At 60.9% G+C, this 25,702-nt stretch carries 18 protein-coding genes; 5 read left to right on the top strand and 13 right to left on the bottom strand.

Translation table 11 applies throughout. The features are described from left to right. The first annotated feature begins 156 nt into the window (after positions 1-156). From V2I08_RS01660 to V2I08_RS01640, 5 genes are all read left to right on the top strand, one after another. The gene (locus V2I08_RS01660; protein ID WP_349633610.1) at positions 157-840 is read left to right on the top strand and encodes a SapC family protein; all 684 of its coding nucleotides are present in this window, start codon (positions 157-159) and stop codon (positions 838-840) included. A gap of 3 nt (positions 841-843) precedes the next feature. Further along, entirely contained in the window at positions 844-1,863 is a 1,020-nt protein-coding gene (locus V2I08_RS01655; RefSeq protein ID WP_349633609.1) for a cupin-like domain-containing protein, read from the top strand. A gap of 31 nt (positions 1,864-1,894) precedes the next feature. Continuing rightward, the gene (locus V2I08_RS01650; RefSeq protein WP_349633608.1) at positions 1,895-2,059 is read left to right on the top strand and encodes a hypothetical protein; all 165 of its coding nucleotides are present in this window, start codon (positions 1,895-1,897) and stop codon (positions 2,057-2,059) included. Positions 2,060-2,080: 21 nt separating this feature from the next. Beyond that, positions 2,081-2,962: an alpha/beta hydrolase-fold protein gene (locus V2I08_RS01645; protein ID WP_349633607.1), complete on the top strand. Its 882-nt coding sequence runs from the start codon at positions 2,081-2,083 to the stop codon at positions 2,960-2,962. Between the two features lie 171 nt (positions 2,963-3,133). Continuing rightward, on the top strand, positions 3,134-5,068 hold the full coding sequence (locus V2I08_RS01640; protein WP_349633606.1) for a sialate O-acetylesterase: 1,935 nt from the start codon (positions 3,134-3,136) through the stop codon (positions 5,066-5,068). Between the two features lie 41 nt (positions 5,069-5,109). Here the strand turns inward: V2I08_RS01640 and V2I08_RS01635 are convergent, their stop codons facing one another. From V2I08_RS01635 to V2I08_RS01575, 13 genes are all read right to left on the bottom strand, one after another. Further along, on the bottom strand, positions 5,110-7,023 hold the full coding sequence (locus V2I08_RS01635) for an NPCBM/NEW2 domain-containing protein (protein ID WP_349633605.1): 1,914 nt from the start codon (positions 7,021-7,023) through the stop codon (positions 5,110-5,112). Continuing rightward, positions 7,020-9,356, bottom strand: coding sequence for a glycoside hydrolase family 95 protein (locus V2I08_RS01630; protein ID WP_349633604.1), 2,337 nt, complete (start codon positions 9,354-9,356; stop codon positions 7,020-7,022). Before V2I08_RS01630 ends, V2I08_RS01635 begins: the two co-directional genes overlap by 4 nt. Then, the gene (locus V2I08_RS01625) at positions 9,353-10,927 is read right to left on the bottom strand and encodes a glycoside hydrolase 43 family protein (RefSeq protein ID WP_349633603.1); all 1,575 of its coding nucleotides are present in this window, start codon (positions 10,925-10,927) and stop codon (positions 9,353-9,355) included. The genes V2I08_RS01630 and V2I08_RS01625 overlap by 4 nt, the downstream gene beginning before the upstream one ends. Before the next feature lie 13 nt (positions 10,928-10,940). Then, the gene (locus V2I08_RS01620; RefSeq protein WP_349633602.1) at positions 10,941-12,608 is read right to left on the bottom strand and encodes a glycoside hydrolase family 43 protein; all 1,668 of its coding nucleotides are present in this window, start codon (positions 12,606-12,608) and stop codon (positions 10,941-10,943) included. Positions 12,609-12,873: 265 nt separating this feature from the next. Further along, positions 12,874-15,321 carry a glycoside hydrolase family 3 N-terminal domain-containing protein gene (locus V2I08_RS01615; protein ID WP_349633601.1) on the bottom strand — a complete coding sequence of 816 codons (2,448 nt, stop codon included), beginning with the start codon at positions 15,319-15,321 and terminating at the stop codon, positions 12,874-12,876. Positions 15,322-15,408: 87 nt separating this feature from the next. Beyond that, positions 15,409-16,593 carry an MFS transporter gene (locus V2I08_RS01610; protein WP_349633600.1) on the bottom strand — a complete coding sequence of 395 codons (1,185 nt, stop codon included), beginning with the start codon at positions 16,591-16,593 and terminating at the stop codon, positions 15,409-15,411. After that, the gene (locus V2I08_RS01605) at positions 16,583-17,656 is read right to left on the bottom strand and encodes a LacI family DNA-binding transcriptional regulator (protein ID WP_349633599.1); all 1,074 of its coding nucleotides are present in this window, start codon (positions 17,654-17,656) and stop codon (positions 16,583-16,585) included. The genes V2I08_RS01610 and V2I08_RS01605 overlap by 11 nt, the downstream gene beginning before the upstream one ends. Then, the gene (locus tag V2I08_RS01600; RefSeq protein WP_349633598.1) at positions 17,657-18,583 is read right to left on the bottom strand and encodes a glycoside hydrolase family 16 protein; all 927 of its coding nucleotides are present in this window, start codon (positions 18,581-18,583) and stop codon (positions 17,657-17,659) included. Beyond that, complete coding sequence (locus V2I08_RS01595; RefSeq protein WP_349633597.1) at positions 18,580-20,082, bottom strand: tryptophan halogenase family protein; 1,503 nt, start codon at positions 20,080-20,082, stop codon at positions 18,580-18,582. The genes V2I08_RS01600 and V2I08_RS01595 overlap by 4 nt, the downstream gene beginning before the upstream one ends. Further along, on the bottom strand, positions 20,079-21,107 hold the full coding sequence (locus tag V2I08_RS01590) for a cupin-like domain-containing protein (protein ID WP_349633596.1): 1,029 nt from the start codon (positions 21,105-21,107) through the stop codon (positions 20,079-20,081). The genes V2I08_RS01595 and V2I08_RS01590 overlap by 4 nt, the downstream gene beginning before the upstream one ends. Beyond that, on the bottom strand, positions 21,100-21,822 hold the full coding sequence (locus tag V2I08_RS01585) for a SapC family protein (RefSeq protein WP_349633595.1): 723 nt from the start codon (positions 21,820-21,822) through the stop codon (positions 21,100-21,102). Before V2I08_RS01585 ends, V2I08_RS01590 begins: the two co-directional genes overlap by 8 nt. Positions 21,823-21,964: 142 nt before the next feature. Continuing rightward, positions 21,965-24,931: a TonB-dependent receptor gene (locus tag V2I08_RS01580; RefSeq protein ID WP_349633594.1), complete on the bottom strand. Its 2,967-nt coding sequence runs from the start codon at positions 24,929-24,931 to the stop codon at positions 21,965-21,967. Between the two features lie 338 nt (positions 24,932-25,269). Beyond that, entirely contained in the window at positions 25,270-25,410 is a 141-nt protein-coding gene (locus tag V2I08_RS01575; protein ID WP_349633593.1) for a hypothetical protein, read from the bottom strand. Positions 25,411-25,702 lie beyond the last annotated feature (292 nt).

The raw sequence follows: 25,702 nt of genomic DNA, 5'->3' as shown, positions 1-25,702 counted from the left end.
TTTTCTTTTCTATGCACAAATGGTAGCGCTATCGAAACGGGCAATCAAGCGAAATGTATGTGTAAATATCGCCCCGTGAGATTAGGCTGTCCGAGACGAAAAATGCGTCCGGACAAAGCCGTGGCGGTGTGACGATGGACCGCAGAAGGAGAGGGTATGGAATCGCTTCAGTTGCTCAACAATGTGACCCATGCGGGGGTGCGCGTGCGGATGGCGGACAAGGGCCCCGGCCCGTTCGTGCGAATCGTTTCGAGCGAAGTACCGACTGCTGCCGCCGCCTGCCCGATCCTGTTGTCTAAACATGCCGAAACGGGGCGTTTTTACCTGGGGGTGTTGACCGGGTTCAAGCCGGAGGAGCATCTGCTCGATTCGCCTGACGGCCGCCCTGCTTTTCGGCCGTTGGAGGCCGACCGGGAGGGCTTCTTTACCGCCCAAGAGAATATTGCCTTTGATCCCGATCATCCCCGTTTCGCGTCAGGCGAGGGCGATCCCCTGTTCGATGCGGAAGGCCAGCCAACCCCGCAATTGCGCGCTGTCCAGAATGCTTTGAGCCGGTTGGTCACGGGATCGGACGCCACCGAAGGCCTGATTGCTGCCTTGCTTTCCGCCCGGCTGATCGAACCGATCGACATCGCGCTGAGCTTTGATGACGGGGAGAAATTGCGGCTGGACGGCCTCTACACGGTCAGTCTTGATGGTCTGGACGATCTTGATGATGCAGCGGCGCTCACCCTGTTTCGTGCGGGACACCTGCGTCTGGCCTACGCCATCGCTGGTTCCTTGCAGCATATAAGCCTTATGGCGCGACGCCGGAATGACCGGCTGGCGCGTTTTGGCTGATCCATGACGAGTCTTGCCGCTCCGATCGTCGAACGAACCGCCACTGACGTCGACGAGCCAGAAGCCTTGCGGCGCGTCGCGGAAGCGTGTCTTCCGGTGGTGATTCGCGGCCTCTGCAAGGACTGGCCGGCAGTGCGCGCAAGTGCAGAGGGCAACGACGCCGCCATCACCTATATGGCGGGCTTCGTCACGCCGTTGATGGCCGAATATTTTGCTGCTGCGCCACATTTGTGTGGGCGCTATCATTATGGAGATGGGCCGGGCGGATTCAACTTTTCCCGCGAAACCATCAGTGTTCGGGATGCCCTGGCGCGCATTGCCGCCAATGCACGCGATCATGGCGACACCGGCTATCTTGGCTCGCTTCCCGCCGACCGCCATTTCCCCGGTTTTGCAGAAGCGAATGTCTGTGCGCTTCTGCCGCCCGATGTGCGGCCGCGCATCTGGTTGGGCAATGCGTCGACCGTCGCCTGTCATTATGACAGCTATGACAATCTGGCGTGCGTAGCCGCCGGTCGACGCCGCTTCACGCTGTACCCACCCGATGCGATCGGCGACCTCTATGTTGGTCCTATCGACCATACTTTGTCGGGCCAGCCGATATCCCTGGCGGCGGGCGCGGCGCTGGATGATCCGCGCTATCCGCGCTTTGCCGCAGCACAGGCCAAAGCCGTGACTGTCGAGCTGGCACCGGGCGATGCGCTCTACCTGCCGAAACTATGGTGGCATCAGGTCGAAGCGCTCGATCCCGTCAATATGCTGGTGAATTATTGGTGGGACGGATTCAGCGCAGGGCCGGACGCGCCGCATACCACTATGCTGCTGGCCATGATCGCTATAGCGGAACGGCCAGCGGCCGAGCGCGCGGCCTGGCGCGCCTATTTCGACCATTATGTGTTTCGTCCGGCCGGGCATCCCCTGGCCCATATGCCCGACGCGCAACATGGCGTGTTGGGGCCGCTCGGTCAGGGCAATTACGGACGGATACGCGCGCTGGTGATGCGCCTGCTGCGCGGACAATGACGATTATCACATAGACAATGGAGGGGTTGGCATGAGGTTCAGAATATCGATGGTGCTAGCGCTGGCTCTGGCTAGTGCATCTTTCCCTGCGCTGGCGCAGGTGGCGACAGGGGCACCGCCCGTTGTCGCCGGAGCAAAGCCAGTCAAGATCGAGCGTATCAAGGTACATGCCCCATCGATCGAAGGCAATCTGTAGGGCGAGGCGGCCGACCGCGACGTGCTTGTCATCCTGCCGCCCAGCTATGGCCGTGAACCATCGCGCCGTTATCCTGTCGTCTATGCGTTGCATGGCTATTCGATCGGGGCGGAGGAATGGGCGAGGGAAATTCATGTGCCGCGTACCGTGGAAGGGGCCTTTGCCAATGGTGCGCGGGCGATGATTTTGGTGCTTCCCGATTCCAAGACGGTACATAATGGATCGATGTATTCCAGTTCGGTCACGACCGGCGATTTCGAAACCTTCGTGTCGCGCGACCTGATTAGCTATATTGATCGCCATTATCGGACGATCGCGCGGCGGGAAAGCCGGGGATTGGCCGGGCATAGCATGGGTGGCTACGGCACCAGCCGCATCGGCATGAAGCATGCCGATATGTTCGGCGCGCTTTATATGATGAGTCCATGCTGCCTGTCGGCGCGCGACCCGGCACAGGTCGATCCGGCTGTGTTCAAAAAACTGGAAGCGGTAAAGTCGCCTGCCGATTCGGCTGGATTAGCGTTCCCGTTGCGCGCGCAATTGGCGACGGCTGCCGCCTGGTCGCCCAACCCGCAAAAGCCGCCTCTGTATCTGGACATGCCGGTGAAGAATGGAGTGATGCAGCCCGACGTGGTAGCAAAATGGGCGGCCAATGCGCCTTTGGCGTTTGTCGATCAATATATCGGCAATCTCCGCCGTTATCGCGCGATCGCCATTGATGTCGGCGACAAGGACGGGTTGAAAGCCGACGCGCAGACGCTGCACGATGTGCTTGATCGCTATGGCATCATCAACAGCTTCGAAATCTATGAGGGCGATCATACGAACAGAGTGGCGTGGCGCTTTCAGGATAAGCTGATGCCCTTTTTCAGCACCCATCTCGATTTTGAGGTCCGCCCCTAAAATCGTGACGCCACCCAAATTGAGAGCAACAGAATCGCTGCTAAAGTTAGCGCTAACATTTTGGCTGTCGGTTGATGCTTGAGGGGAATCATTCGAAGCCGGAATGGCAGTACAGCTTGAAGGATGAGAGGACTAGAAATGAAGCACTCAACCCGTGACAGAGGCCCTATAATGGCCGTTTCCGCAAGCCTGCTGGCATTGATGGCGACGCCGACATTTGCGGTCCCGGTGTTCGATCCCTTGTTAGGGGATCATGCGGTGATCCAGCGGGAGCGCCCGGTTGTCGTGCGCGGTAAGGCGGACCCCACGGAGATGGTCACGATAACATTGGATCGCGAGTCCAAAACCGTGGCGGCGGACCGGCAGGGGCGGTTCGAAGCTCGCTTTGCGGCCATTAGCAAGGCGGGGCCGGTCACCTTATCGGCGCGAAGCGATAAGGGACAAGTGACGGCGCGTGACGTGGTTGTCGGCGACGTCTTTTTATGTTCGGGACAATCGAACATGGAATTGGAAGTGCGCAACGCGCAGGATGCGATGGGACAGATCCGCAATTCGTCGGATGACCAGCTTCGCCTGATGACGGTGCCGCGAGAAGCGACGGATGAACCCCGCCGCGATTTCTCCAAAGCGGTATCCTGGAAAACGGCCGGTCCAGACAATGTGCCGGACTTCTCCGCCGCCTGCTATTATATGGCGCGCGAACTGCGCAAGACAGCGGCCGTCCCTATCGGTGCCATATCCGCCAGTTGGGGCGGGTCGCAGATCAGCCCCTGGATGGGCGAGGCAGCGCAGGCTGCGATCGGTCGCGCGGATCGGTCTGCCATGGTCAAGCGGCACGCCAACGATCCGATCGGTGCTGAACAGGCTGCGAGCGCGGAATGGGAAGAGTGGTGGCGCACCGCGACGGGAGACGCTGCGGGCAAAGAGCCTTGGCAACCCGGCAGTGCCCTTGGCTGGACAGATGTGCCGAAATTGGGGCCGTGGGAAGAGTGGGGCGTGACCGCCCTTGCTGATTTCAATGGCATGGTCTGGTTCCGGCGAGAAATCATATTGACCGCTAGTCAGGCCAGCCAGGCGGCAACCCTATCGCTCGGCACGATGGATGATGTCGGCCGAGTGTGGATCAACGGCCGTCCGGTGGGGATGAGCGCCAAGGCGTGGCAGCCCACCAGCTTGGCTGTTCCGCTGGGCCTGTTGAAGGCCGGTCGCAACATTCTGACCATCAACGTCATGGATAATTATGCCAATGGAGGGTTGCTGGGACCGGCGAGCGATATGGCGTTGCGGCTTGAGCAGGGAGGCGATGTGCCGCTTGGGGACAAATGGCGCTATGCCGTGGCGTCCAAGTCGCCGCCCGGTGCGCCGCGAGTTCCCTGGGCCGATGTCACGGGTGCGGGCACGCTTTACAACGGTATGATCGCACCTTTGGGTGCGATTGGACTGAAGGGCGTTGCCTGGTATCAGGGGGAATCCGATGTCGATATGCCGGGTTATGCGGAGCGGCTTGCGGCAATGATGGCGGAATGGCGCGAGCAGTTCCGCGCCAGCGATCTGCCGTTCGTCGTCGTGCAACTGGCCGCCTATGGCAAGCCTACGACCATGCCGTCCGAAAGCGGCTGGGCGCAGATGCGGGACACGCAATATCGTGCAGTAGCGGCTGATGCGCATGCGGCGCTTGCTACGGCGGTTGATATCGGCGATCCGTTCGACATCCATCCGGGGGAAAAGCAGGAATTGGGCCGACGCCTCGCACGATCAATGCGGGCGGTCGCTTATGGCGAACGGCATTCCGCCAGCGGTCCGCAGGCTGTGAGGGCTGTCGCTACGTCGGATGGCGGGGCCATCATCGAATTTTCGGGCCTGACCGGCAAGTTGCAGACGCGCAGCGCCGCTGGGGCGATCGGTTTCGAATTGTGCGGGGCGGGCGCGCAAAGCTGTCGTTATGCCAGCGGCCGGGTGGAGGGATCACGCATCCGGCTGCCAGGTGATGGTCAGCCAGCCGTCAGGGTGCGGCATGGATGGGCGGACACGCCGGTTATCAATCTCTATGATGAGGCACCGCTGCCGGTCAGTTCGTTCGAATTGCCAATCGAAGCGGAACACTGAGTGAAGGACGGACGGGGCCTATCCGTTCGTCCTTCATATGATCAGTGCAGCAGGGCCGCATCGCCCCAACTGACAGGCAGCATTTCACCGACAGCCCCATCCTCTGCCTGCGCCACCATTTCGATCAACGCTACGCCCTTTACATCGACGGAAATCGGCTTTGGCGGTTCGCCCCGGCGAACCGCCGGAGTGCGCGTCAATAACTTGCCGTCGCCATAGACGGCGAAACGCACACCATGGCTTGCGTTCGCCGCACTATCATCGACGCCGACCATGGCGGTCAGACGGCCATAGCCTTTGTTGCGAATCTCCAGCCGTGAATTGGCGAGGACGCCGATCCCGGACGCATAGGTCTTGCCAGCGATCGCTAGCGGCTGGTTATAGGGGGTCGCGTCGGGCTGTGCGCCGCCCCAGCCTGCATAGATGGGGCGTTCGCCCAATCCTCTCGTGCTGCGCCAGCCGGGGATGGAGCGGAAGATCGTGGGATCAGGGGCAGGGGCGGTAACCCCATCGACGGCCGGGTTGATATTGCCAGGCTGCTCGGAGAGATAGAGGCCATCCGGTAGGGTCCGATAGCCCTTTGCGACGAAGACGAGCGTCTCTCGCGGCGCGACCTTCAGCGCCTGCTCCCCGGTAAAGCGGATCTGCTCGCCCGTCCACAAGTCGGTCAGGGCGATGGCCTTGTCCTCGCGGAATTTAAGATGACCGGCGGTCAGCACGGCATCGATTGGCGCAAGGCCTCGGTTGAACAGTGCGACCGCCTTGTCGCCATTGGCCAAGGTCTTGACCAATATCTGCAGTGAATCGCTGTCGAAGGCGACGGTGGCCTGATGGCCCGCCGCATCCTGATTGATGGCGATCAGGTCGGCATTGCCGAAAATATCCATCAAGGATTGCGGCGTCTTGCGCAGGTCCGCGCCGATCAGCAGCGGGGCGTTCATCATCGCCCACAGCGCGAAATGCGATCGCGCTTCGGTCAGATGCTCGGCATCGAAATCGCCCTGACCGATGAACAGCATGTCGGGATCGTTCCACGACCCCGGATGGGCATAGAGCGCCCGGCGCACGGCGCTGTCATAGTTTGTCAGCATCCGCGCCCAATGGGGGGTGATATCGTCGCTGGTGCGCGAGATATTGCCATAATCCTTGCCCCAGGCGCGTACGTTGGCGCTGCCCCAGACGCAGAGCGAGAGAAGATAGTCATTGTCCGGGTTGTGACGGGCGAGCGACTGGTTGATCTGGCGGAACAGGTCCTGCACCGCCGGAACATCCGATCGCGTCACCGAGGTCTGATCGATCAGTGGCGCAAGCATTCGATACTTGCCGGATTTTACCGGCGCGCTACCCTCGCCAAAGGCGCGGATGCCGCATCCATCCACTTTGATGAGATCGAAACCCCAATCAGCGAAGAACAGGCGGATATCCTGATCGATATGGCCATAGAGTCCGACCTCGCGTTCAGCGATCGACCCTTCGGGCAATTGGGCTTCGCCGGTCGAATAGGCTTGCGAGCAACTGTTGCGACCGAGGTCCGAATAGATACCGGCCTTGAGCCCCATGGCATGGAGCTTGTCGGTCAGGGGGCGGAAGGAGGGATCGCCCTTGCCGGAGCGCAAGGAGGAGGGAAACTTCTCCGAACGGATCAGCAATTTGCCGTCGTTTGTCCGGCGCTTGAGCCACCAACCATCATCGATATTGATGTACTGATAGCCCTTCTGGGCGAGACCGCTGTCGATGATCCGCTGCGCCGATCCGAGTAGCTTTTCCTCATCGATCTCGGTGAAAAAGGCGTTCCAACTGTTCCACCCCATGGGCGGAAGGGCACCGCTGCCTCCCTGATAGGCGCTCCAGCGGCCCTGTGGCGCGAGCGGATCGGTTGTCTGGGCGGACAGACTGGTGCTGCTGGCCAAGGCAGCCAGGCTGAACAGCAGGTGCCGGACGTAAAGCTTTTTCATCGGGCAAAATCTCCATCTTCAAGAACAAGTGTATGCCCGGCCTTGAGGGATGCCGCGACGCGACGAGTGCCGAGCTTTATTGTCCTTTGGCTGTCCATGTCGGGGCGCAGCGTGACGCGCTTAAGTCGTCCGTTGCGCCAAGTGAGATCGACGCCGCACCGCCCGCGCGCACGCAACCCCGTCACTTGCCCATCTGGCCATGCAGTGGGCAAAGCGGGCAGCAATTCGATGACGTCGCCACGACTGTAGAGCAGCATCTCGACGATCCCGGCCGTGCCGCCGAAATTGCCGTCGATCTGAAAGGGTGGGTGGGCGTCGAACATATTGGGATAGCTGTGATCGGGGCCGAGCAGGTAGCCCAATATGCGATGGGCATGATCGCCATCGCGCAAACGCGCCCATAGGGTGATACGCCATGCCGTAGCCCAGCCAGTTGCCCGATCGCCACGAAGTTCCAGCGTCCGGCGGGCAGCGGCAGCCAGGTCTGGCGTGTCCTCAACGCTGATCTGGTGCGAGGGATAAAGCCCATAGAGATGCGAGACATGACGATGATCCTGTTCGGGCGCATCGGCGTCCCAATCTTCTCTCCATTCCTGCAACTGTCCCTGTCGGCCAATCTGATAAGGTGCAAGGCGCGATCGGGCCGCCTCCAGTTCGGCCACGAAGCCGGTATCCACATTCAGGATTTGCGCGGCTGCGATCGTCTGACCGAACAGGTCGCGCAGGATCGCCATGTCCATGGTCGGCCCGGCGCACAGGGTGCCGCCATGGCCATGCGGATTTTCAGGGCTCATCGACGGGTTGGTGACGAGGTAGCCGGTCTTTGGCTCTGGCTGCAACGTATCGAGGAAGAAGCGAGCGGCTCCGGCCATCAGCGGATAGATGGAGGTCAGGAAGGCGCGATCCCGACCATAATCATAATGATCCCACAAATGGGTGCAGAGCCAGGCACCCCCGGTTGGCCATAGCCCGAACTGCGCACCGTCGATCGGCGCGCTGGCGCGCCACAGGTCGGTATTATGATGCGCGACCCAGCCGCGGGCACCATACATGGTCGCTGCCGTGCGCGCGCCGGTGACGGCGAGGTCGCGGACCATATCGACCAGCGGCGTGACGCACTCACCCAGATGCGTGGTCTCGGCGGGCCAGTAATTCATCTCGGTGTTGACGTTGATCGTATATTTCGATCCCCAGGGCGGATTGAGGCTGTCGTTCCACAGGCCTTGGAGATTGGCGGGCTGGCCACCGGGTCGTGACGAAGAGATCAGCAGGTAGCGACCATATTGGAAATAGAGCGCTGCAAGCGCCGGGTCGTTCTGGGTTGGCGACGCGGCAATGCGCTTGTCGGTCGGCAGCGCGGCCGCAGCCGATTGGCCAAGGTCGATCGACACGCGACGAAAGAGCCGCCGATGGGCATCGGTCGCGTCGATAGCGATTTGTGCAAAGGAACGGCTGCGTATCCGATCCAGCGTGGCTTCAGTCGCCGCTACGGGATCGCCGCTGACATCGTCGAACCGGCGATAACTGGTCGCCATGGCGATCATCAGCGTGACCGCATCGGCTCCGCGAACCTGCAATCTGCCGCCTGGCTTGATCTGACCGCCTTCTACCGATGCGAACAGGCGGGCGGCGAATTGCAAGCCGCCCTTTATGCCTGCGGCATCGCCATTGCGGCCAGTCATCAACAGGCTTGACGATCCATCGGCCTCAACCGCGACGATCTTGTGTGGGGACGCCAGGCCGATATCGACGTTTAGCTGTCCTTCGCTCGATGCCGTCAGACGCATTGCGATGACCTGATCGCCTGCCGACGCAATCACCTGGCGCTGATGATCGATGCCATCGGAGGTGAATCGGGTGGTCGCCATGGCGCTGTCCAGATCCAGGCTGCGCCGATAGTTAGACGTCTGCCCTAGGCCGCGGAAATCCAGCATGAGATCGCAAAAGGCCTGATAGGGCATTTGCGTGGATGGTGTGGCGAGGACGGCGTCGTTCGCCAGGGCTTCGGCCTCGGCGATCTTGCCCTCGAAGATCAGCGTGCGGACTTTGGACAGCGCGGCGTGTGCTGCAGGGTTGACCGGGTCATAGGGCTGTCCCGCCCATAAGGTGGCGTCGTTGAGTTGCAATCGTTCCTGGCGGATGCCACCGAAGACCATCGCGCTCATCTGTCCGTTGCCGACAGGCAGCGCTTCCGTCCAAACCGATGCGGGCTGCTCGTACCAGAGCATAAGCGGGGAGGGCGGGGGAGCGACCGCTCCACGCGCGCGCCGTGCGGGGAAGGCGGCGGCGCCCGCTGCTATCACCGCGACGCTTTCCCGACGACTGAATTTCATTTCCCTGCGTCCGCCGCCGCGTCGGGCAAGGGCGACAGAGTGAAGCTGTCGATATCGATATAGCCGCCGGTGGGCCGCGCATTATAGCAGGAAATCGCGAATTGCTGCCCTTGGAACGTGCCGGTGCGCCAGTCATATTTCAGGGGGAAATGATCGCCTACGCCAGTCCAACTTTGTCCGTCGCGGCTGTAGGCGACGCGGCCTTCGTCACGGACAAAATCCATGTCGGTGCGCAACCAGAGCGTCTGGCCCGACACGGGCACCGATGCGACACGGGTTTCGGTGCGGGGGCCATTCTCCGTGGAATCGGTCACCATCATGGTCAGCGCGCGGCGACCCTTGTCTTTTCCGACGATCGACAATTGGGCGCTGATCTTGCCGAAGGTGCCAACGCCGCAGACATCGCCTGGGTGCAGCCCGCGCATGTCCACTTTGACGATAGCTCGGCTGCGAGGCCCTTGGCCCTTTTGCGTCAGCGTGTTGCGTGCCGTCCACAAGCGGTCGGCCTGGGTCGCGTGGAGCCGCAGGAAACCAGGCCGTTCGCGCAAAGACCAGCGGTGATCGTCGGGATTATGGTTCCATTGCCATTGCAGCCCCAATGTCGATGCGGAAAAATCGTCCGATGCGCGCGGTTCGGCGAATGGATGCCCGTTGATGGGCTTGGCGGCGCGGTCAGGCACCCGTCCTGGTGCTTCGGGCGTGCCCCATATTGGCCAGTCATCCTGCCAATATACCGGGCTAATATTGGTCATGCGGCCGATAGATCCGGCGTCGACCATGACAAAACCCGCCCAATCGCCATTGGCTAGGTCCACCAGTGCGCCCTGATGCCCGCCGCTGGTGTCGTCAATCTGCGGCCGGGTCTCCCATGGCCCCTGCAAGCTACGCGCCCGCGACACAGTCAGGGCAAGTTTGGAAGGGAGAGAATTGAAGAGATAATACCAGCCATTGCGCTTGATGACCTTTGATCCTTCGGCCCCCTTGTTGTAATGGACGACCTTGGACGCGGTAATCTTGGTAACGTCCTCGTCCATCGTGAGCAATGTCACCGTGCCATCGGTTCCGATCGACGTGATCAAATAGGCCTGGCCATCATCCTCGAAGAACAGGGCCGGATCGAAGGCGTGGCGGTCCAGTTCGGTATAGGTCCAGGGGCCGGTCGGGCTGCTCGCGCGATAGATGCGCGTGTTGAGCCCGATCGGGCTGACGGCAACATAGAAAGTGCCTTTGTGGTGGCGCATGCTGGCCGCGAAGAAGCCCCGGCGATAATCGCCCCCATCGCTCAGATCATAGCGTGGATTGCCCTCCAGCCGGTCCATGAGATGACCGGCAATCTGCCAGTTCACCAGATCCTTCGAATGAAGGATGGTCATGCCCGGCGCATTAGCGAAAGTCGTGGTGATGAAGTAGAAATCCTCGCCGACACGAATGATGTCAGGATCAGGATAATCGGCGAAGAGGACGGGATTGCGATAGGTGCCATCGCCCTGGTCCGCGCGCCAGACTTGCGCCGGCAGGGCGGTGGCGGCCAGGGACAACCCCAGCAGAGCGATGGATGACTTGATGGTCATGAGACGCCCCTTTTCAGGATGCAGGGGTGTGGCGATAGGGACCGACGACCGTCCCAACGAACCCCCCTGCCTTGCGCGTGCTCAGCAGTGTCGCGTCCAGATCGGATTTGAGCGGCGTCCGCTTTCCGTCCGCCTCATAGTCGAACGCCATCTTGCCACCATCGGCGCGGATGGTGAGCGTTACCGGGCCGGTGGCGGTCAGCGGTGCGGAGGCGACCAGCGTATCGGTATCGGCATTGTCCCGCGACGTCAGCGCGATCATCTTTTTACCCCCAACCTGGGTAATGCCGAACACTATATGGCTGCGGTCGCTCTGGATTGCGGCCAGCCCGGCGGTGTCGCCATCCTTCTCCGGGGTGAAGCGAATGGTCGTGGACATGGTGGCGATGGCATGTTGCTGCCGCCGTCCGACGAAGGCCGGAACCCCGTTCAGATCACCCAGCGGCGTGCCGCTTTCCAGTTCCAGCGCGCCGTTGGTTACGCGATAGAAGGGCTGGCGGGGCGTGCGGATGCCGATCCACTGCATCGCCAGGCGATCGCCGTCGAAATCATCAGTGTAGGTGAAGTTGCCGCTCATCGGCCGCGCAGGGCTAGGCTGGGCGGGCAGGTCAGGCACCTTGCCGACATGGGGTATCTTTTCGCCACGGGGCAAAATGATCGGCCAGCCATCCTTCCATGTTACGGGCAGCAGGAAGGTTTCGCGCCCGATATTGTAGAAGTCGCCCTCATAGGGGCGCACCGCCAAGAAGGTCGCCCACCAGTCCCCCTTTTGCGTCTGGATCAACTTGGCGTGCCCGGCGGACCCAATCGGATCGGGCCGGTTCGGGTCCATATCCCGCTGGGTGAGGATAGGATTGTCCGCATAGGGGAGATAGGGGCCACGCAGTTTCTTCGATCGCAATACGACCTGGGAATGATTGACGCTGGTGCCGCCTTCGGCCGCGGTCAGATAATAATAGCCATCCTTGCGGAAAATATGCGGGCCTTCGATCCACACCGGCTTTTTGCTGATGTCGACGCCACCATTTACAAGCTGGGTGCTGGGGCCGACCATCTTGCCGGCGCGCCAGTCATATTCCTGAATCCAGATGGCGCGATGGCCGTCATAGCGGGGCGGTTCGTCGGGCGCGCGGTTATTGACGATATAGGCCTTGTCCCCTTCCCAATAGATGGATGGGTCGATCCCTTCGAAGGGCAGCCATATGGGGTCGGACCAGGGACCGGCCGGATCAGTGGCGGTGATGACGAAATTGTTGCGGCAAGCCACGCAGGTATTGACAATGTAGAAGACACCATCATGCCAACTGATATCGGGGGCAAAGACAGCTTCGGACGTGCGGCGGCCGGTAAAATCAAGCTGGCTCGGCCGGTCAATCGCGTTACCGATCTGCACCCAGTTCACCAGATCCTTCGACTTGAAGATTGGCAGGCCGGGAAAATGGGCAAAGGACGAATTGACGAGATAATAGTCGTCGCCCACGCGGGTGATGCTGGGATCGGGATAATATCCCGACAGGATAGGATTGATATATTCGCCTGGTTCAGCCTTCACCTGCTCGATCGATTTGCCTTCATAGGTGAAGCGGTCGAAGCGCGCTGGTTCCGCCTGGGCCGCCGCGGCGGATAGCGTCAATGCGACGAAGGGCAGCAGCCGTCCCATCATTCCCTGGCCAATATGCATCAATCCCTCTCCTCATACTATCAGTCGCGATCTGATCGGGCGGACGTGTTTGAATCGTCTCACCCTGTCGTTCACTATGTGATAGCGCTAACATATGTCCTTGTCGACCCGGTTGCGAAAGATCATTTGTTCGGTTCGGGTATATGGCTGGCAAAGGCTGGGACGGGGCCATATCATGCAATAAAATGGCCCGCCTCCTTGGCGAGGGGCGGGCCAGTGGGGGAGGATATCACACGTATGGAGGTGGTGCCGTGAATTGACGCCCTTATGGAATGGATAGAGGGCAGGGAATGGGCGCGCCGATGCCCTCGATCCGCACATTGCGCAGGCTGACTGTCATAGGCGTATCGGCACCCATGCGGAACGGCGTTCCGATCGCTTTGAAATCGGCACCCTTGTCCTTGAAACATTGGAGCGGGATCTGGATGCTGCTTTCCTGGCCCAGTGGTGCTGCCGAGGCCAGTGCGCTGACATCCAGGCGGGCATTACCCATCGCGATCGAGACGGGACCAGTGCCACGGGCATCCATTCGCCAGTCGATGCGCAGGGCAAAGCCGCCGTTGAGTTGTCGCAGCATGTCGACAGGAGGACCGTCGATAGCGATATCGCCCTTGCTGCTCCACTTGAACTGACGTCCATCCTCCTGCGCGGCGATGTCGACCGCACGCATGGACACGCCGCTGTCAAGGCCCAGTCGCCACGGGTCAAGCACGCGGCCCGTGCGCAGGAACAGACTGTCGCTGACCGCAGGCCCCTGTTCGACACGGGGATCTTCATTCACTGGACCCTGGCTATGGGGATGCGCATAGTCCAGGCCATATCCGACCGGGAAGAGCGGGGCTGTGACGGGTGAGCGGGCGTCTGCTGGCCAGGCGAAGGGCAAGCGCCCCGTGAAGTCGCGGGCGGCTTTGCCATCCTTGCCCGCCACCAGCACGTCCGCGACACCCTGCCCCTGTGATCCGGGCAGCCAGCCCGCTATGAAGGCATCGGCCAGATTGAAGACCGGGCCGACGAACAAGGGGCGGCCCGACAGGAAAAGCGCGACGGTCGGGATGCCCTGTGCCTTCAATTTGGCGAGTAATTCACGTTCGCCATTCTGACTGTGGAAGATGAGGTTCGCCACGTCGCCCTGAAATTCGGCATAGGGCTGCTCGCCGAAAACGACGATGGCAACGTCGGGCTTGTCGGTAAAATTGCCTGTCGGTGCCAGTTGCCCACTGCCGCCTGCCTGCTTGACCGCATCGATGATGGCGCGGCCGATGGTGCTGCCTTTGGGGAAATCGGCGGCGCTGGTGTCGGTGCCCTGCCAGGTTATGGTCCAGCCGCCTGCCTGCATCGCCATATTGTCGGCACCGGGGCCGGTAACCAGCACCTTCGCACCGGGGCGGATCGGAAGCAGCGACCCTTCATTCTTGAGCAGGACAAGCGATTTGGCGACGGCTTCGCGGGCGATCGCCAGATGCGCATCGGCTCCGACCAAAGCCGGATCGCCGCGCGCGATGCGGTTCGGACCCATCAGCCCTAGCTTATATTTGACGCGCAGATTGCGCCGCACGGCATCATCCAGTCGCGCCATCGGAATCGTACCGTTGCGCACATCGCGCAGCGTGGCGTCGAACAAGCCCTTCCAACTGTCGGGCGCCATGAACAGGTCCAGCCCTGCGTTGATCGATGCCGCGCAATCCGTGACCGTGCAGCCGGGTACTTGCCCATGACCATTCCAATCGCCGACGATCAGCCCTTCAAACCCCATCCGCTTTTTCAGAACATCGGTCAGCAGCGTCGGATTGCCATGGTTTTTGGCACCGTTCCAACTCGAAAAACTGGCCATGACGGTGAGTGTCCCTGCGTCGATGGCGGCGGGATAGCCTTGCGCATGGATGCGGATCAGCTCTGCTTCGGGCAATCGGGCGTCACCCTGATCCTTGCCATTTTCCGTGCCACCATCCGCCAGGAAATGCTTAGCGGTTGCCGCCACCCGCAATGGACCAAGCGGCATTCCAGCCGAAAGATCACCTTGCAAGCCCTCGACCATCGCCTTGGAATAGGCTTTCACCAACGCCGGATCGGCGGCATAGCCCTCATAGCTGCGGCCCCAGCGGAGATCCTGCGGCACTGCCAATGTCGGGGCGAAGGTCCATTCGATACCCGAACCGGCGATTTCGGCGGCGGTGGCCATGCCGATGCGCTGGATCAGTTCCGGATCACGCGCCGCGCCGAGGCCAATATTGTGCGGAAAAATCGTCGCGCCCGGCAGGTTCGAATGGCCATGGACAGCGTCAACGCCGAACAGGATCGGGATGCCCGCGCCCGCCTTTTCAGACGCGGTCCGATAATCGCGCACCAGCTTGATCCAGGTCGCGGCATCGGCGCGTTCGTCGCCGAACGGCCCGGAATTGCCGCCTGCCAGGATGGACCCCAAGGGATAGCGGGCAAGGTCGGCGGGCGTGATGGCACTGATGTCCGCCTGGATCGTCTGACCAACCTTCTGTTCCACCGTCATGCGTGCGATAAGGCGGTTGATCGCGGCTTCGGTCTGGCGATCGGTGATCGCCGCAGGGCTGCGCGCGGCAGGCCAGACTGCGGGATTGGCTTTCGCCGCCGGTGGCACCACGGTCGGGTCGACCGCTGCACGCTGTTGCCCCCACGCCTGCATATTGCCGCCAATGGCCAGCGCCATGATCATGATTCCCGCTGCTGAGCGCATCGGCATCCTTCCTCGTCAGTTTTCTGTGAACGTTCTCAATCCCTGTTTGTCACGGGTTGCGAGCGGGATCAAGCCTTTTGCGGCAATTGGTCGTCAGCGCCGATCTGCGTGACGCAACAGGACGGCCGCAATAATGGACAGGAAAGCCAATACCAGGAAAAGCCCGGAGAAACCGAGATTCGGCACCAGCACCAGGGTCAGCGACGGCATGATAAGCGATGGTACGGTATTGGTGAGGTTGAACAGCCCCAGATTGCGGCCGCGCCGTCCGTCATCGGGTAATACACGCAGCGTTTGCGCGCTATGCAGCGCAAGAAAGACATTGCTGGAAAGGCCGAACACCAAAAAGCCGGTAACCGCTGCGGCTGGTCCCCGCGCCATGGCCATGGCGGCAAGGCCAAGGGCGGCAAGAATGGCAGCAATGCAGAGTGGAAAGATCGGCCGATCATGACGGTCAGCCCAACGGCCCGCGATCAAGGCGCAAGGTGCTGCCAGAAATAGAACCAGGGTCAGGATGCGTGCGGTGAGGCTGTCGTCGAACCGCCCGTCGATCGTCTGGAACCAGAAATAGAGATAGGCGAACAGGGCGGCTTCGGCGATCTGGACCAGTAGGCGCGCGCACCACATGCGGGTCACCATGGCGCGGAGCCAGGGCAGGGGAGCTATGGCATCGTCACGCGGACGTTGCGTTGCTACCTTGCCGGATTGGCCCAGCAGCACAAGCGGCAGGATGCACGCCATTGCCAGCAAAGCGACCATCGCAAAGCGCAGCGGTGGATCGGCAAGACCGGGCATCGTAACCACTGATCCCGCCAATGCGCCTGATGCTGGCGCAAAGGCAAGCAACCCGCCCAGTCGCCCCTTCTGGCTATCAGGCACGCAGTCCCCGGCCCAGGCCGCCAATGGACCCAGCATCATGTTGAGCGCCATTTGCCAGAGCAGGATCAGCAGGACCAGCGGCCCAAATCGCTCGACATGAGGAAACAGGCCCAGCAACACGCTTGACGATAACAAGCCGACCAAGACCCAAAGACGGCGAGAGCCGCTGACATCACTCAGCCAACCAAAGAGGATGTTGGCGAGGCTGGCGGCGATGGCCCCGACAAAAGTGAGGATGGCCAGCCACTGGACATTGTCGGTCCCCCCCAGCAGGTCGACCCGTACCGGCAGCAAGATCGTCAGAAACGGCGTATAAGAGATTGCCGCGCCAGCCCAGGCCAGCGCATAAAGCCAAAGGAAGCGACGATCACTACGAACCGCCGCCTGGTTAGCCGACATGAGAAGGCGGCGCGGTAGAAGCCCGCTCGACCAGACCCATCGGTATGATGACCGGCGCGGGCGGTTCCAACGTCACGCTGGGCGCTGTGATGAGCAGGCGCACTGCCATGGCCGTAGTCTCGGCAATGGGCTGGTCCACTGCGGTCAGCGGGGGGGTGGTGAAGCGGACAAGTGGCGTGTTATCGAAACTGACCAGCGACAGATCGGCAGGAATAGTGAGGTCCGCGCCGCGCGCCGCCTCGATCGTGGCGAGTGCCATCTGATCGTTGCTGGCAATGATAGCGGTTGGCCGTTCGGCGCGCATAAGCAAGGCCTTCGCAGCCCGCAAGCCGGAAACATAGCTGAAATCGCCCGTTTCGATCAGTCCATCGGTCGTCAGATCGGCTGCCGCCATTTCCGCCTGCCACCCATCCACGCGCCAGCCCGACAGTCGATATTCGGCGGGGCCGGCTATGAACCCGATGCGCCTATGCCCCATATCCAGCAGATGCCGCGTGGCGCGTCGCGCGGCACCTTCATCGTCCATCGACACGCGGATACCCGCCGGCAGCGCGCCATCCTCATGCCCCTGCGACCCGATACGGGCATAGGGTACATGATGACGCTTCAGCGTCGCCAATATGCGGGGATTATCGGAATGGGGTGGCGTCAGGATCGCGCCATCGGGTTGGAGCGCCGCCAAGGCAGCGCCCAATTCACGTTCCAGATGATCGGCATGGGTATCGACCAGTTCGAAGATCATGCGATAGCCATGTTCGGCACATTCCAGCATGCCGCCCAGCAGCATCTGGTCGACCCAGTCCGTGCCCTGGCGCGCGCGCCAATCCGCGATCGTGCGTTCGCGATCGTTCAGGGCCAGAATAAGATAGGAGCGCGATCCGCTCATCCGTTGGGCCGCAATGGACGGCACATAGCCTAGCCGATCAATCGACGCCTGCACCCGATCACGCATTTCCGGGCGAACATTGGGTTCGCTATTGATGACGCGGCTTACCGTTTGCAAGGACACGCCTGCATCCGCCGCAACATGCTTGATCGTGACTGCCAGCCGCCGTCGCGCCATTTATTGCCCATTCTCCATCGAGGCGGCGGGGTCTTTCTGCCAGACGCGCACCCAATCGATCTGCATCACCTTGGGAAAGCCGGTCAGATCAACCCCTTTGCTATTGCGTCCTTCGGGCAAGTGGCCGCCAATGGCAAGATTGAGAATAAGATGGAAAGGGCGATCAAACGGCGCGCCCGGCTTGTCGGAGCCGAGGCTGTGCCATTCATGCGGCGCGCGTCGCGCAAAATCCACGCCGTCGACCCGCCAGACGATACCTTCGGCGTCCCATTCAATTTCATAGACGTGGAAGCCATCAAGGGGGACCGGCATAGCCGTTTCGTCGCCGATATAGCGGTTGCGCGGCGGGAGCCCGCCGAAGTGGATCGTCCCCAGGACACGATCTTCAACCTGTCCTTGGCAGGTATCACAGGGCGTGCCCAGATTGACGGCCTCCATGATGTCGATTTCACCGGACTGCGCCCAGCCGCCATAGTCCCATCCTTCGGGCAGCATCCAGATAGCAGGCCATGTTCCCTGACCCTGCGGCAGTTTCGCGCGGACCTGCACTTTTCCATAGAGCCAGGCCGCCTTGCCATCGGTCGAAAGGCGCGCCGATGTGAAGGGTTTGGTGCGGGTGGCGCGCACCTTTTCAGGTGTATTGCGCTGATCCGGCGGGAAAGCCGGGCCTTCATGACTCTCCTGCCGAGCGATGATGTCCAATAGGCCATTGGCGACCCGATGGTTGGCCGCGCCGGGGGTATAGCATTGCTGTTCTTCATTGCCCCCGCCCCAGCAATTATCAGCCAAGTTCCATTTGCGCCGGTCGAGTGCCGAACCATCAAATTCATCCGCCCAGACCTTGTGCCAGCCCGTCTGTTCCGGCGCGGCGGCCGCTATATCGGTCCCGGCGAACAACAGCGTCGCGATGAGAATGCGCGCCATCATGCCGCCACCGGCTCCTGCGCGCTGCAATAGCGCGCAATATAGGCGGCATGCTCCGGCAGGTTCGCCACGGTACGGGACACCTGATGCTTGAGTGACGTCATGAGATGGTTCAGCTCGTCGGATCTCAGCTTCCCGGCTATGGGGTGATGGCTTTGCGGCATGATGCCTTGACCCATCATCACCTGCACCCAGCTATTTTCCGCGAACAATTCCTCATTCTTGCGGAAGACGCGGCCGGTCTGCCGGAATAATTCCATGCGGTGGGTGAGGCTGTCGGGCACCGCCATCGCCGCGCAATGACGCCAGAAGGGGGTATCGCGCCGGTCCGTGGCTTTATAGTGCAGGATGAGGAAATCGCGGATCTGTTCCATGTCGGTCATCTGCTGATCGTTGAACTCATCAATGTCGAGGGGGCTGACGGTGCCCGCAGGCAGCATCCGCAAGATGCGCAGCACGGCCCGCTGGATCAGATGGATGGACGTGGATTCCAGCGGTTCCATGAACCCGCCAGACAGGCCCACCGCCACGCAGTTGCGATGCCATTGCCGCCGCCGTGCCCCTGTGCGGAACCGGATCGGGTTGGGTTGCACCAGCCTGTCGCCTTCGACCGAGGCCAGCAGTTTTTCGAGCGCAGCGTCCGGGTCCATGAAGCTGCTGCAATAGACGATGCCATTGCCCTGCCGATGTTGGAGTGGAATGCGCCATTGCCAGCCCGCCTCATGCGCAATGGCGCGGGTATAGGGGACGGGCGGCCGCACGCTGCTGGTCTGGATCGCCACCGCGCCATCGCAAGGCAACCAGTGGGTCCAGTCGTCATAGCCGACATGCAGCGCCCCTTCGATCAGCAAGGCGCGAAAGCCAGTACAGTCGATGAACAGATCCCCTTCGATCCGGCGATCGCCGTCCAACAGGAGCGCGGCGATGTCGCCACTGTCGCCGTCCAGTTCGACCTTGTTGATGCGCCCTTCGATCCGCTGGGCGCCATCCGCTTCCGCCATCCTCCGCAGGAAGCGGGCATAAAGTCCCGAATCAAGCTGATAGGCATAGTTCATCCGGTCGTCGGGCAGATGCGCAAAGCGGCCTGCCTCCGCCGCCTTCAACTCCAGGCAATAGTCGCCATAGGGCGCGTCATGCCCTTGAGCTTGCCCGTGCATCCAGAAATGCTGGAATCCCGCCGACCAATGATCCTTGCCGGTCCCGCCGAAACTGTGGAAATAGCTTTCGCCTGGCACACGCCAATTCTCGAAATTGATGCCCAGCTTGAACGTCGCCTGGGTCGCGCGCATGAAGTCGGCTTCGTTGATACCCAATATGCGATTATAGGCGACCAGCGGCGGGATGGTGCTTTCGCCCACACCGATCGTCCCGATCTGCTCGCTTTCGACCAAGGTGACTTGCGCAACTGGTCCCAGCGTGCGGGCGAGCGCGGCGGCCGTCATCCAACCGGCCGTGCCGCCACCGGCGACGACAATGCGACGAGGTGGGGATAGCGTGCTCATAGCGACAGGCTCCTCAACAGAAAATGATGCAGGCGTTGGGCGGTTTGCGCGTCGAGCGGGGCCAGTACGCCCCGGCCCTTTTCCGGCAAGTGGGCGCGGGCTGCCTCGCCGCCGGAGAAGACATAATGGTCGAACATCGCCTGCCAGGTCGCGCGCTCCTCTTCGGGCAGGTCGCGGATCGTCATGATCGCATGGTGCAGCGCGTTATGGGGCTGGCCCAGATAGCGCGGCGTGTCGCGCCACCAATAATTCACCAATATATTGAAATCGGACAGCCCTTCGACATGATGATACCAGAGCGAGGGTATGAACAGTGCATCCCCCGGCTCAAGCTCGGCAACCTGCGCGGTCGCGAGCGCATCGCGGAAGCGGGGATAGGTCGCAAAATCTGGGGCCGCGAAATCGACCATTGAGATAGGGCGCCCTGCCGGAGTGATGTCGATCGGGCCAAGATAAAGATTGGCGAACTGGTCGCGCGGGAACAAGGTGAAGCGGCGACGCCCCACGGCGCAGCAGGCCAGATTGTCGGGAAAGTCGTTATGCGCCGCGATGCGGGACGCATTGCCGATCCACAAAGATGCCAACGGGATGCGCGAACCCAGCGGCATGGGGTTCGCGTCGGCCAGCCCGTCGAAAAATTCATGCATGTCGACCGAGCCGAGGTAGACGGTAGGGACTTGCGCCGCATCCTGCCCTTGGGCCGTATCAAATCCTGCAAAAATTTCCGGCAGCTTGGTTTTGCCCATGCGGAAATTAACCGCCATGTCGGCATCGTAAAATAGCCGCCCCCCGGCATCCGGTTGTGCGGAGGAAAAGACGAAGTCGCGATCGCGGGCGTGCGCCAGCAGATAGGCCCGCGCAGCCCGGTCCGATTCCAGCCCGGCCTGCACCAGCGGCCAATCGCGGACCAGCCCGCGAATGACGAATGGGGTCGCCTCCTGCCGCAGCAACGCATCAAGCATCGCAGCGTCAGGCGCATCAAGCACCCGAACCGGCGGCAGCTCGGCCAGCCCGGTTTCAGCCACCGGCCACTCTGCGGTTCTTGCGCGCGACCAACTCGTTGAATTGCGCAATCGACGCCACTGCCATGAACAGCGGCATCAGATGCCCGGCGCGGTGCAGATCATCGAGCGCGGCTGCATCGAGCGCGCGCAGCCGCTCTTCATCAATGATGTGAAAGCCTACCAGGCTGCTATGCGTCCCATCGACCAGTGGCACGTCCAGCGTGAACGGTTCGAGCAGGGCATGCCGTTCCAGCGCGGCGAAAAAGTCTGCGCTCGCCACAAAGGCTGCATCGAGATCGCCAAGTCGTTGCGCGATAGTGTCCAGCCACGCCGTCGGCTGTCCCGCCTCGTCGAACAGGCGCACGCCCTCCTCGCCCGCATGGACAAGGCGCGGACTGGCCATATCGACATGCACCTGCGGCGGCCTGCTTCCATCGGGCGAGCGGCCGATCAGGAAGGGCTGTACCGCCTGGGCCAGCGGCTTGTAGCTCGCATCCCAATGATCCTCTTCCAGAAAGAGATTTTCGCCATTGGCAAATCCGAACAGCGCGACGGCCGACCATGTTCCGCTTTCGATGTCGCGCCGGAACAAGATGGGAAAATGGGCCTGGGCCTGTCGAAATTCAGTCGGCATCAAAAGGCAGGCCATCACCGCATCGCCCAGCGCCGCCCCACTGTCCGTGCGAACGCGCAAGTCGCGATGGGTAAGGGAATCGAGAATCTGATGCTGGGTCATGACGCGCAAATGGCTCCATTGGCGATGATGCCGGTGTCCCGTATTGCCACCGTTGTTTCTCCCCTGGCCGATGCAGGACAAGACCGCACCCTGTCAGGTACGGTCTTGTCCCATCGTGCCGGAAAACGATCAAGTCATTCCGTCAGAAGTTGACGCGAAGACCTGCGCCATAGCGGGCATATCCTGGCGAGGCGAAGAACACGTTATTTTCGCTACGCAAATGGCCGCGGCGGCTGGTGCCGGTCAGATCAATGGCTTCCACAAAGGCGGTATAGCCTTTTTTGAACTCCCAGCTCGCGCTGGCATCAACCTGGCCATAGGCTTCGATGTAGAAGGGATTGGGCCCGGTTCCAGCGAGGAACTTATCACGCCAGTTATAAGCGATACGCGCCTGAATGCCGTTCTTGTCATAGAATAGGACGGCGTTGGCACTGTCGGACAAGCCGGTCAGCGCGAATTGCGGGACGCTGGACGGCTGGCTATTATCATATACGGCGTCGCCGCGAACGATCGTATAGTTCAGGATCGTGCCAAAGCCCGTATCCCAGAAACTATGCTGGATCGCGAATTCGAAGCCATAAAGATGGGCACTCTGATCCGAGTTGATCGGTGTCGACACCTGGAAATTGACCGCGCCATCTTCGGGCAGGCCCAGAATTTTGCCCGTATAGTTGCCCGTGGTGGGGTCAAAGCTATCGACAATGACCGACGCGGGATAATTGGCGAAGATATAGTTGCGCAGGTCCGTTGTGCTGGCATTGCCCCCCAATGCCGCGACCGCCGCCCGATAGCGCGGCCCGTCGGCCGGGTTTGTCAGGCCGAATGCGTCGGTATCGATCCGGGTGCTGGCAATGAAGTTACGTACCCGCTTGTCGAAAAATCCGACCGACACATAACTGGATGGTGCATAATACCATTCGGCTGACAGGTCGATATTCTTCGACTTGTACGGAAGCAGGCCGGGATTGCCCTGGCTGCCGGTTCCGCCTCCGATACGGAATAGCTGATCGACCGTACGACCGCCCTGCATCGACGCATAATCGGGCCGGGTAATGGTATGGCTGTAGGCGGCGCGCAGCTTCACATTTTCGATCGGTTCGAAATCGATGTCGAAGGCAGGCAGCCAGTTTTCATAGTCCCCCCGGAAGGTCGTGAAGTCACTGCCAGTCCCATAAGTCAGGTTGAACTCATTGGCGGAGACCCATTGCGTGCCAGTGGGGATCGGCACCAGCGCAGAGGAACGAACCTTGGTCTTTTCGTAGCGCACGCCCGCGCGGAAATGGGCTGGACGATTGGCAACGTCGAAGGCAAGGTTGGCCTGCACATAAGGCGCGACGGTCCGCTCACGAATGCGGCGATCCACTGTGAAGGTGGACAGGCAATTGCCATCACCGCCGCAAATGCCATTCAAATCGTCGAGGAAGCCGACCATCTTCTCGAAATTGAACGTATAGAATTGCTGGAGCATGGCCGGATCGCCCGCGCCCGACAGACCCTTGAACTTGTCCGGCAAGCTTTGCAGCGTGAACAGATCGTCCGACAATTGATCCTTGGTCGTGGACCCGCCCCATGTGTCGTTCTGAATGAAGCCATAGGCGGACCGCACCTTGTTTTCGATATAGGTGACGCCGAAATCGAGGCTGTCGAGAATGCTGCTGTCGAAATCATAGCGGCCGCGTAGCTGGCCTTCGTTGATACGATCCTTGAAATAGGCGTTACGGAAAGCGTTGCCGGTCGCCTGAATATTGCCCGCGTCCAAAGCATTGATACCCGGATGCATTTCGACCGAAATCACTGGCAGGTCTTTGGTATAATTCACGGTCTGGCTGCGCACGCCAAATACCGCCGTGCCGACCGACGTGCTCGTGCCATAGGGGTTGTTCGCGCCCGATTCCGCCGTCGAATGATGCGCGTCCAGCTCCAGCCGCAATCCGCCCGGCCCATCCCACGCGATATTACCGCCCAGGGATTTGTTGGTCGATCGGTTCTCGGTCAGCGCACCAGAATAGGAAAGGTCTTTGCCTTCGTTCGCTTGGAACTGTTCGGAATAGAATTTCGGCCCCGCCACCGGACCATCGGTCCAGGCGCTCGACACATCGTTGAAGTTGAACCAGACGCCGACATTGGAATTGCGCACCTGAACGGTATTGCGCGAATAGGTATAGTCGAACGTTGCGGTCAGATTGTCCGCGGGGCGCACCTGCAACACGATCTGGCCGTTCAGACGCTCGCGTTCGATATCGTTGAGATCGTAGCTTGCATTTTGCTGGACCTGATAGACGTCGTTAGGCTCAGGACGATTGTCGATATTGGCAAAGCGCGGATCACCCGCCTGCGGCAGCGAACCCCAGTTATTTTCGGACCCCAGATAACCATCGCGCCAACCGACATTGGCCTGATTCACGCTGGCTTTGCGCTTCTGCCACGATCCAGTGACGGCAATGCCGAACAGGCCATCGGCGAAGGTATCGGAAATGATGCCCGATATTTCCGGGGTCACCGGATTGCCCTCATTGCGCGAACTGTCATAGACGCCCTTGACCGCGAAACTGCCTCTCAGGCCTGGCCGATCCAGGGGACGGGGCGTCTTGATATTGATGGTCGATCCGATGCCGCCCGTTGGCAGGGTAGCGCGGCCGGATTTGTAGACTTCTACGCCTGCGACGCCTTCCGATGCCAGATTGGCAAAGTCGAAGGATCGGCTGGCCGGCGCGCTGGCACCATCGCCCAGGCTCGATGTGGGCATCTGGCGGCCGTTCAGCAGCACCAGATTGAATTCCGGCCCAAAGCCACGAACCGTAACGGTCGATCCTTCGCCATTCGATCGGTCGATCGACACGCCGGTAATGCGCTGGAGCGATTCGGCGAGGTTGGTGTCGGGGAATTTGCCGATATCTTCCGCCGAAATCGCATCCACCACGCCCTGGGCGTTGCGTTTGATGTCGCGGGCGGCATTCAAGCTGGCCCGGATGCCCGTGACCACGATTTCCGCTGGCGCTTCATCGACGGCGCTGTCCTGCGCCATGGCCGGCTGCATGCCCATGCTCAGGGCCAGCGCGGACGCGCCGGACACATAAACGGATAGAGTCCGAGTTTTGGAAATCGTCATTTCATCCTCCCCGCGCCGCGAATCGGCGTCTGACACGCTTGTTGTGAACGTTCACCTAATTGATAACGTTCACTTGGTCAATCTGTTTGCTGTTGCGCGGCCATCGAGACATGGATCCATAGCTAGGCGGTCGCGCAATGTGTTTGCCCGATCATATTTGCCGGGTGTTAGCTTCATGCAGGATATAATCGACCAGCTCGGCGATCCAGGCACCTCCCTCCGAGCTACTTGCCGGCCAACCACGATATTCACAGCAAACGTTTCGTTAATGTCAGCGCTCCGTCGGCTTGGTCATGCGTTCGCGTGACCCGTTCTATGATGTCGAGCATCCTTGCCATTTATTGTGATTCTGCTGCCTTGAGGACGGAGTGTGCGATGCTACGGTAGATTTGAGCACCCTTATGTTGGTAATTGTGATCGTCGGCGATGCCTGCACGACCTGCAATAGCTATTGCGACGCCGAACATGAGGCTGATCATTCGGTCGTCAAAATATCTCGACAAACGTTTCTATATAATGCTAATCAAAACAGGATATCGGGGCCCGCTGCCGCGGCGGCTGCGACGGATGGCGGGCAGATGTTGCACATGCGGGCTGCCAAAGCGAGCGTAAGGGGGAAGGGCCGTTGCCCGATAGCATTGTCCATCTGCCCGGAATGTTGTTTGGCCATGATTGTTGGTTGGATCAGCCCAGATGGACACCCGCAAAAACCGGCACTTTGATGCTTCCGTTGGGGTAATGGCGGCATGACCGGGGCACAGGGCGCTTTGG

The organism is Sphingobium sp. MK2, assembly GCF_040170545.1.
In the GTDB taxonomy this organism is placed as follows: Bacteria; Pseudomonadota; Alphaproteobacteria; order Sphingomonadales; family Sphingomonadaceae; genus Sphingobium.
The sequence above is the reverse complement of the archived record's forward strand: the minus strand, read 5'-3'. Positions and strand labels throughout refer to the sequence as shown.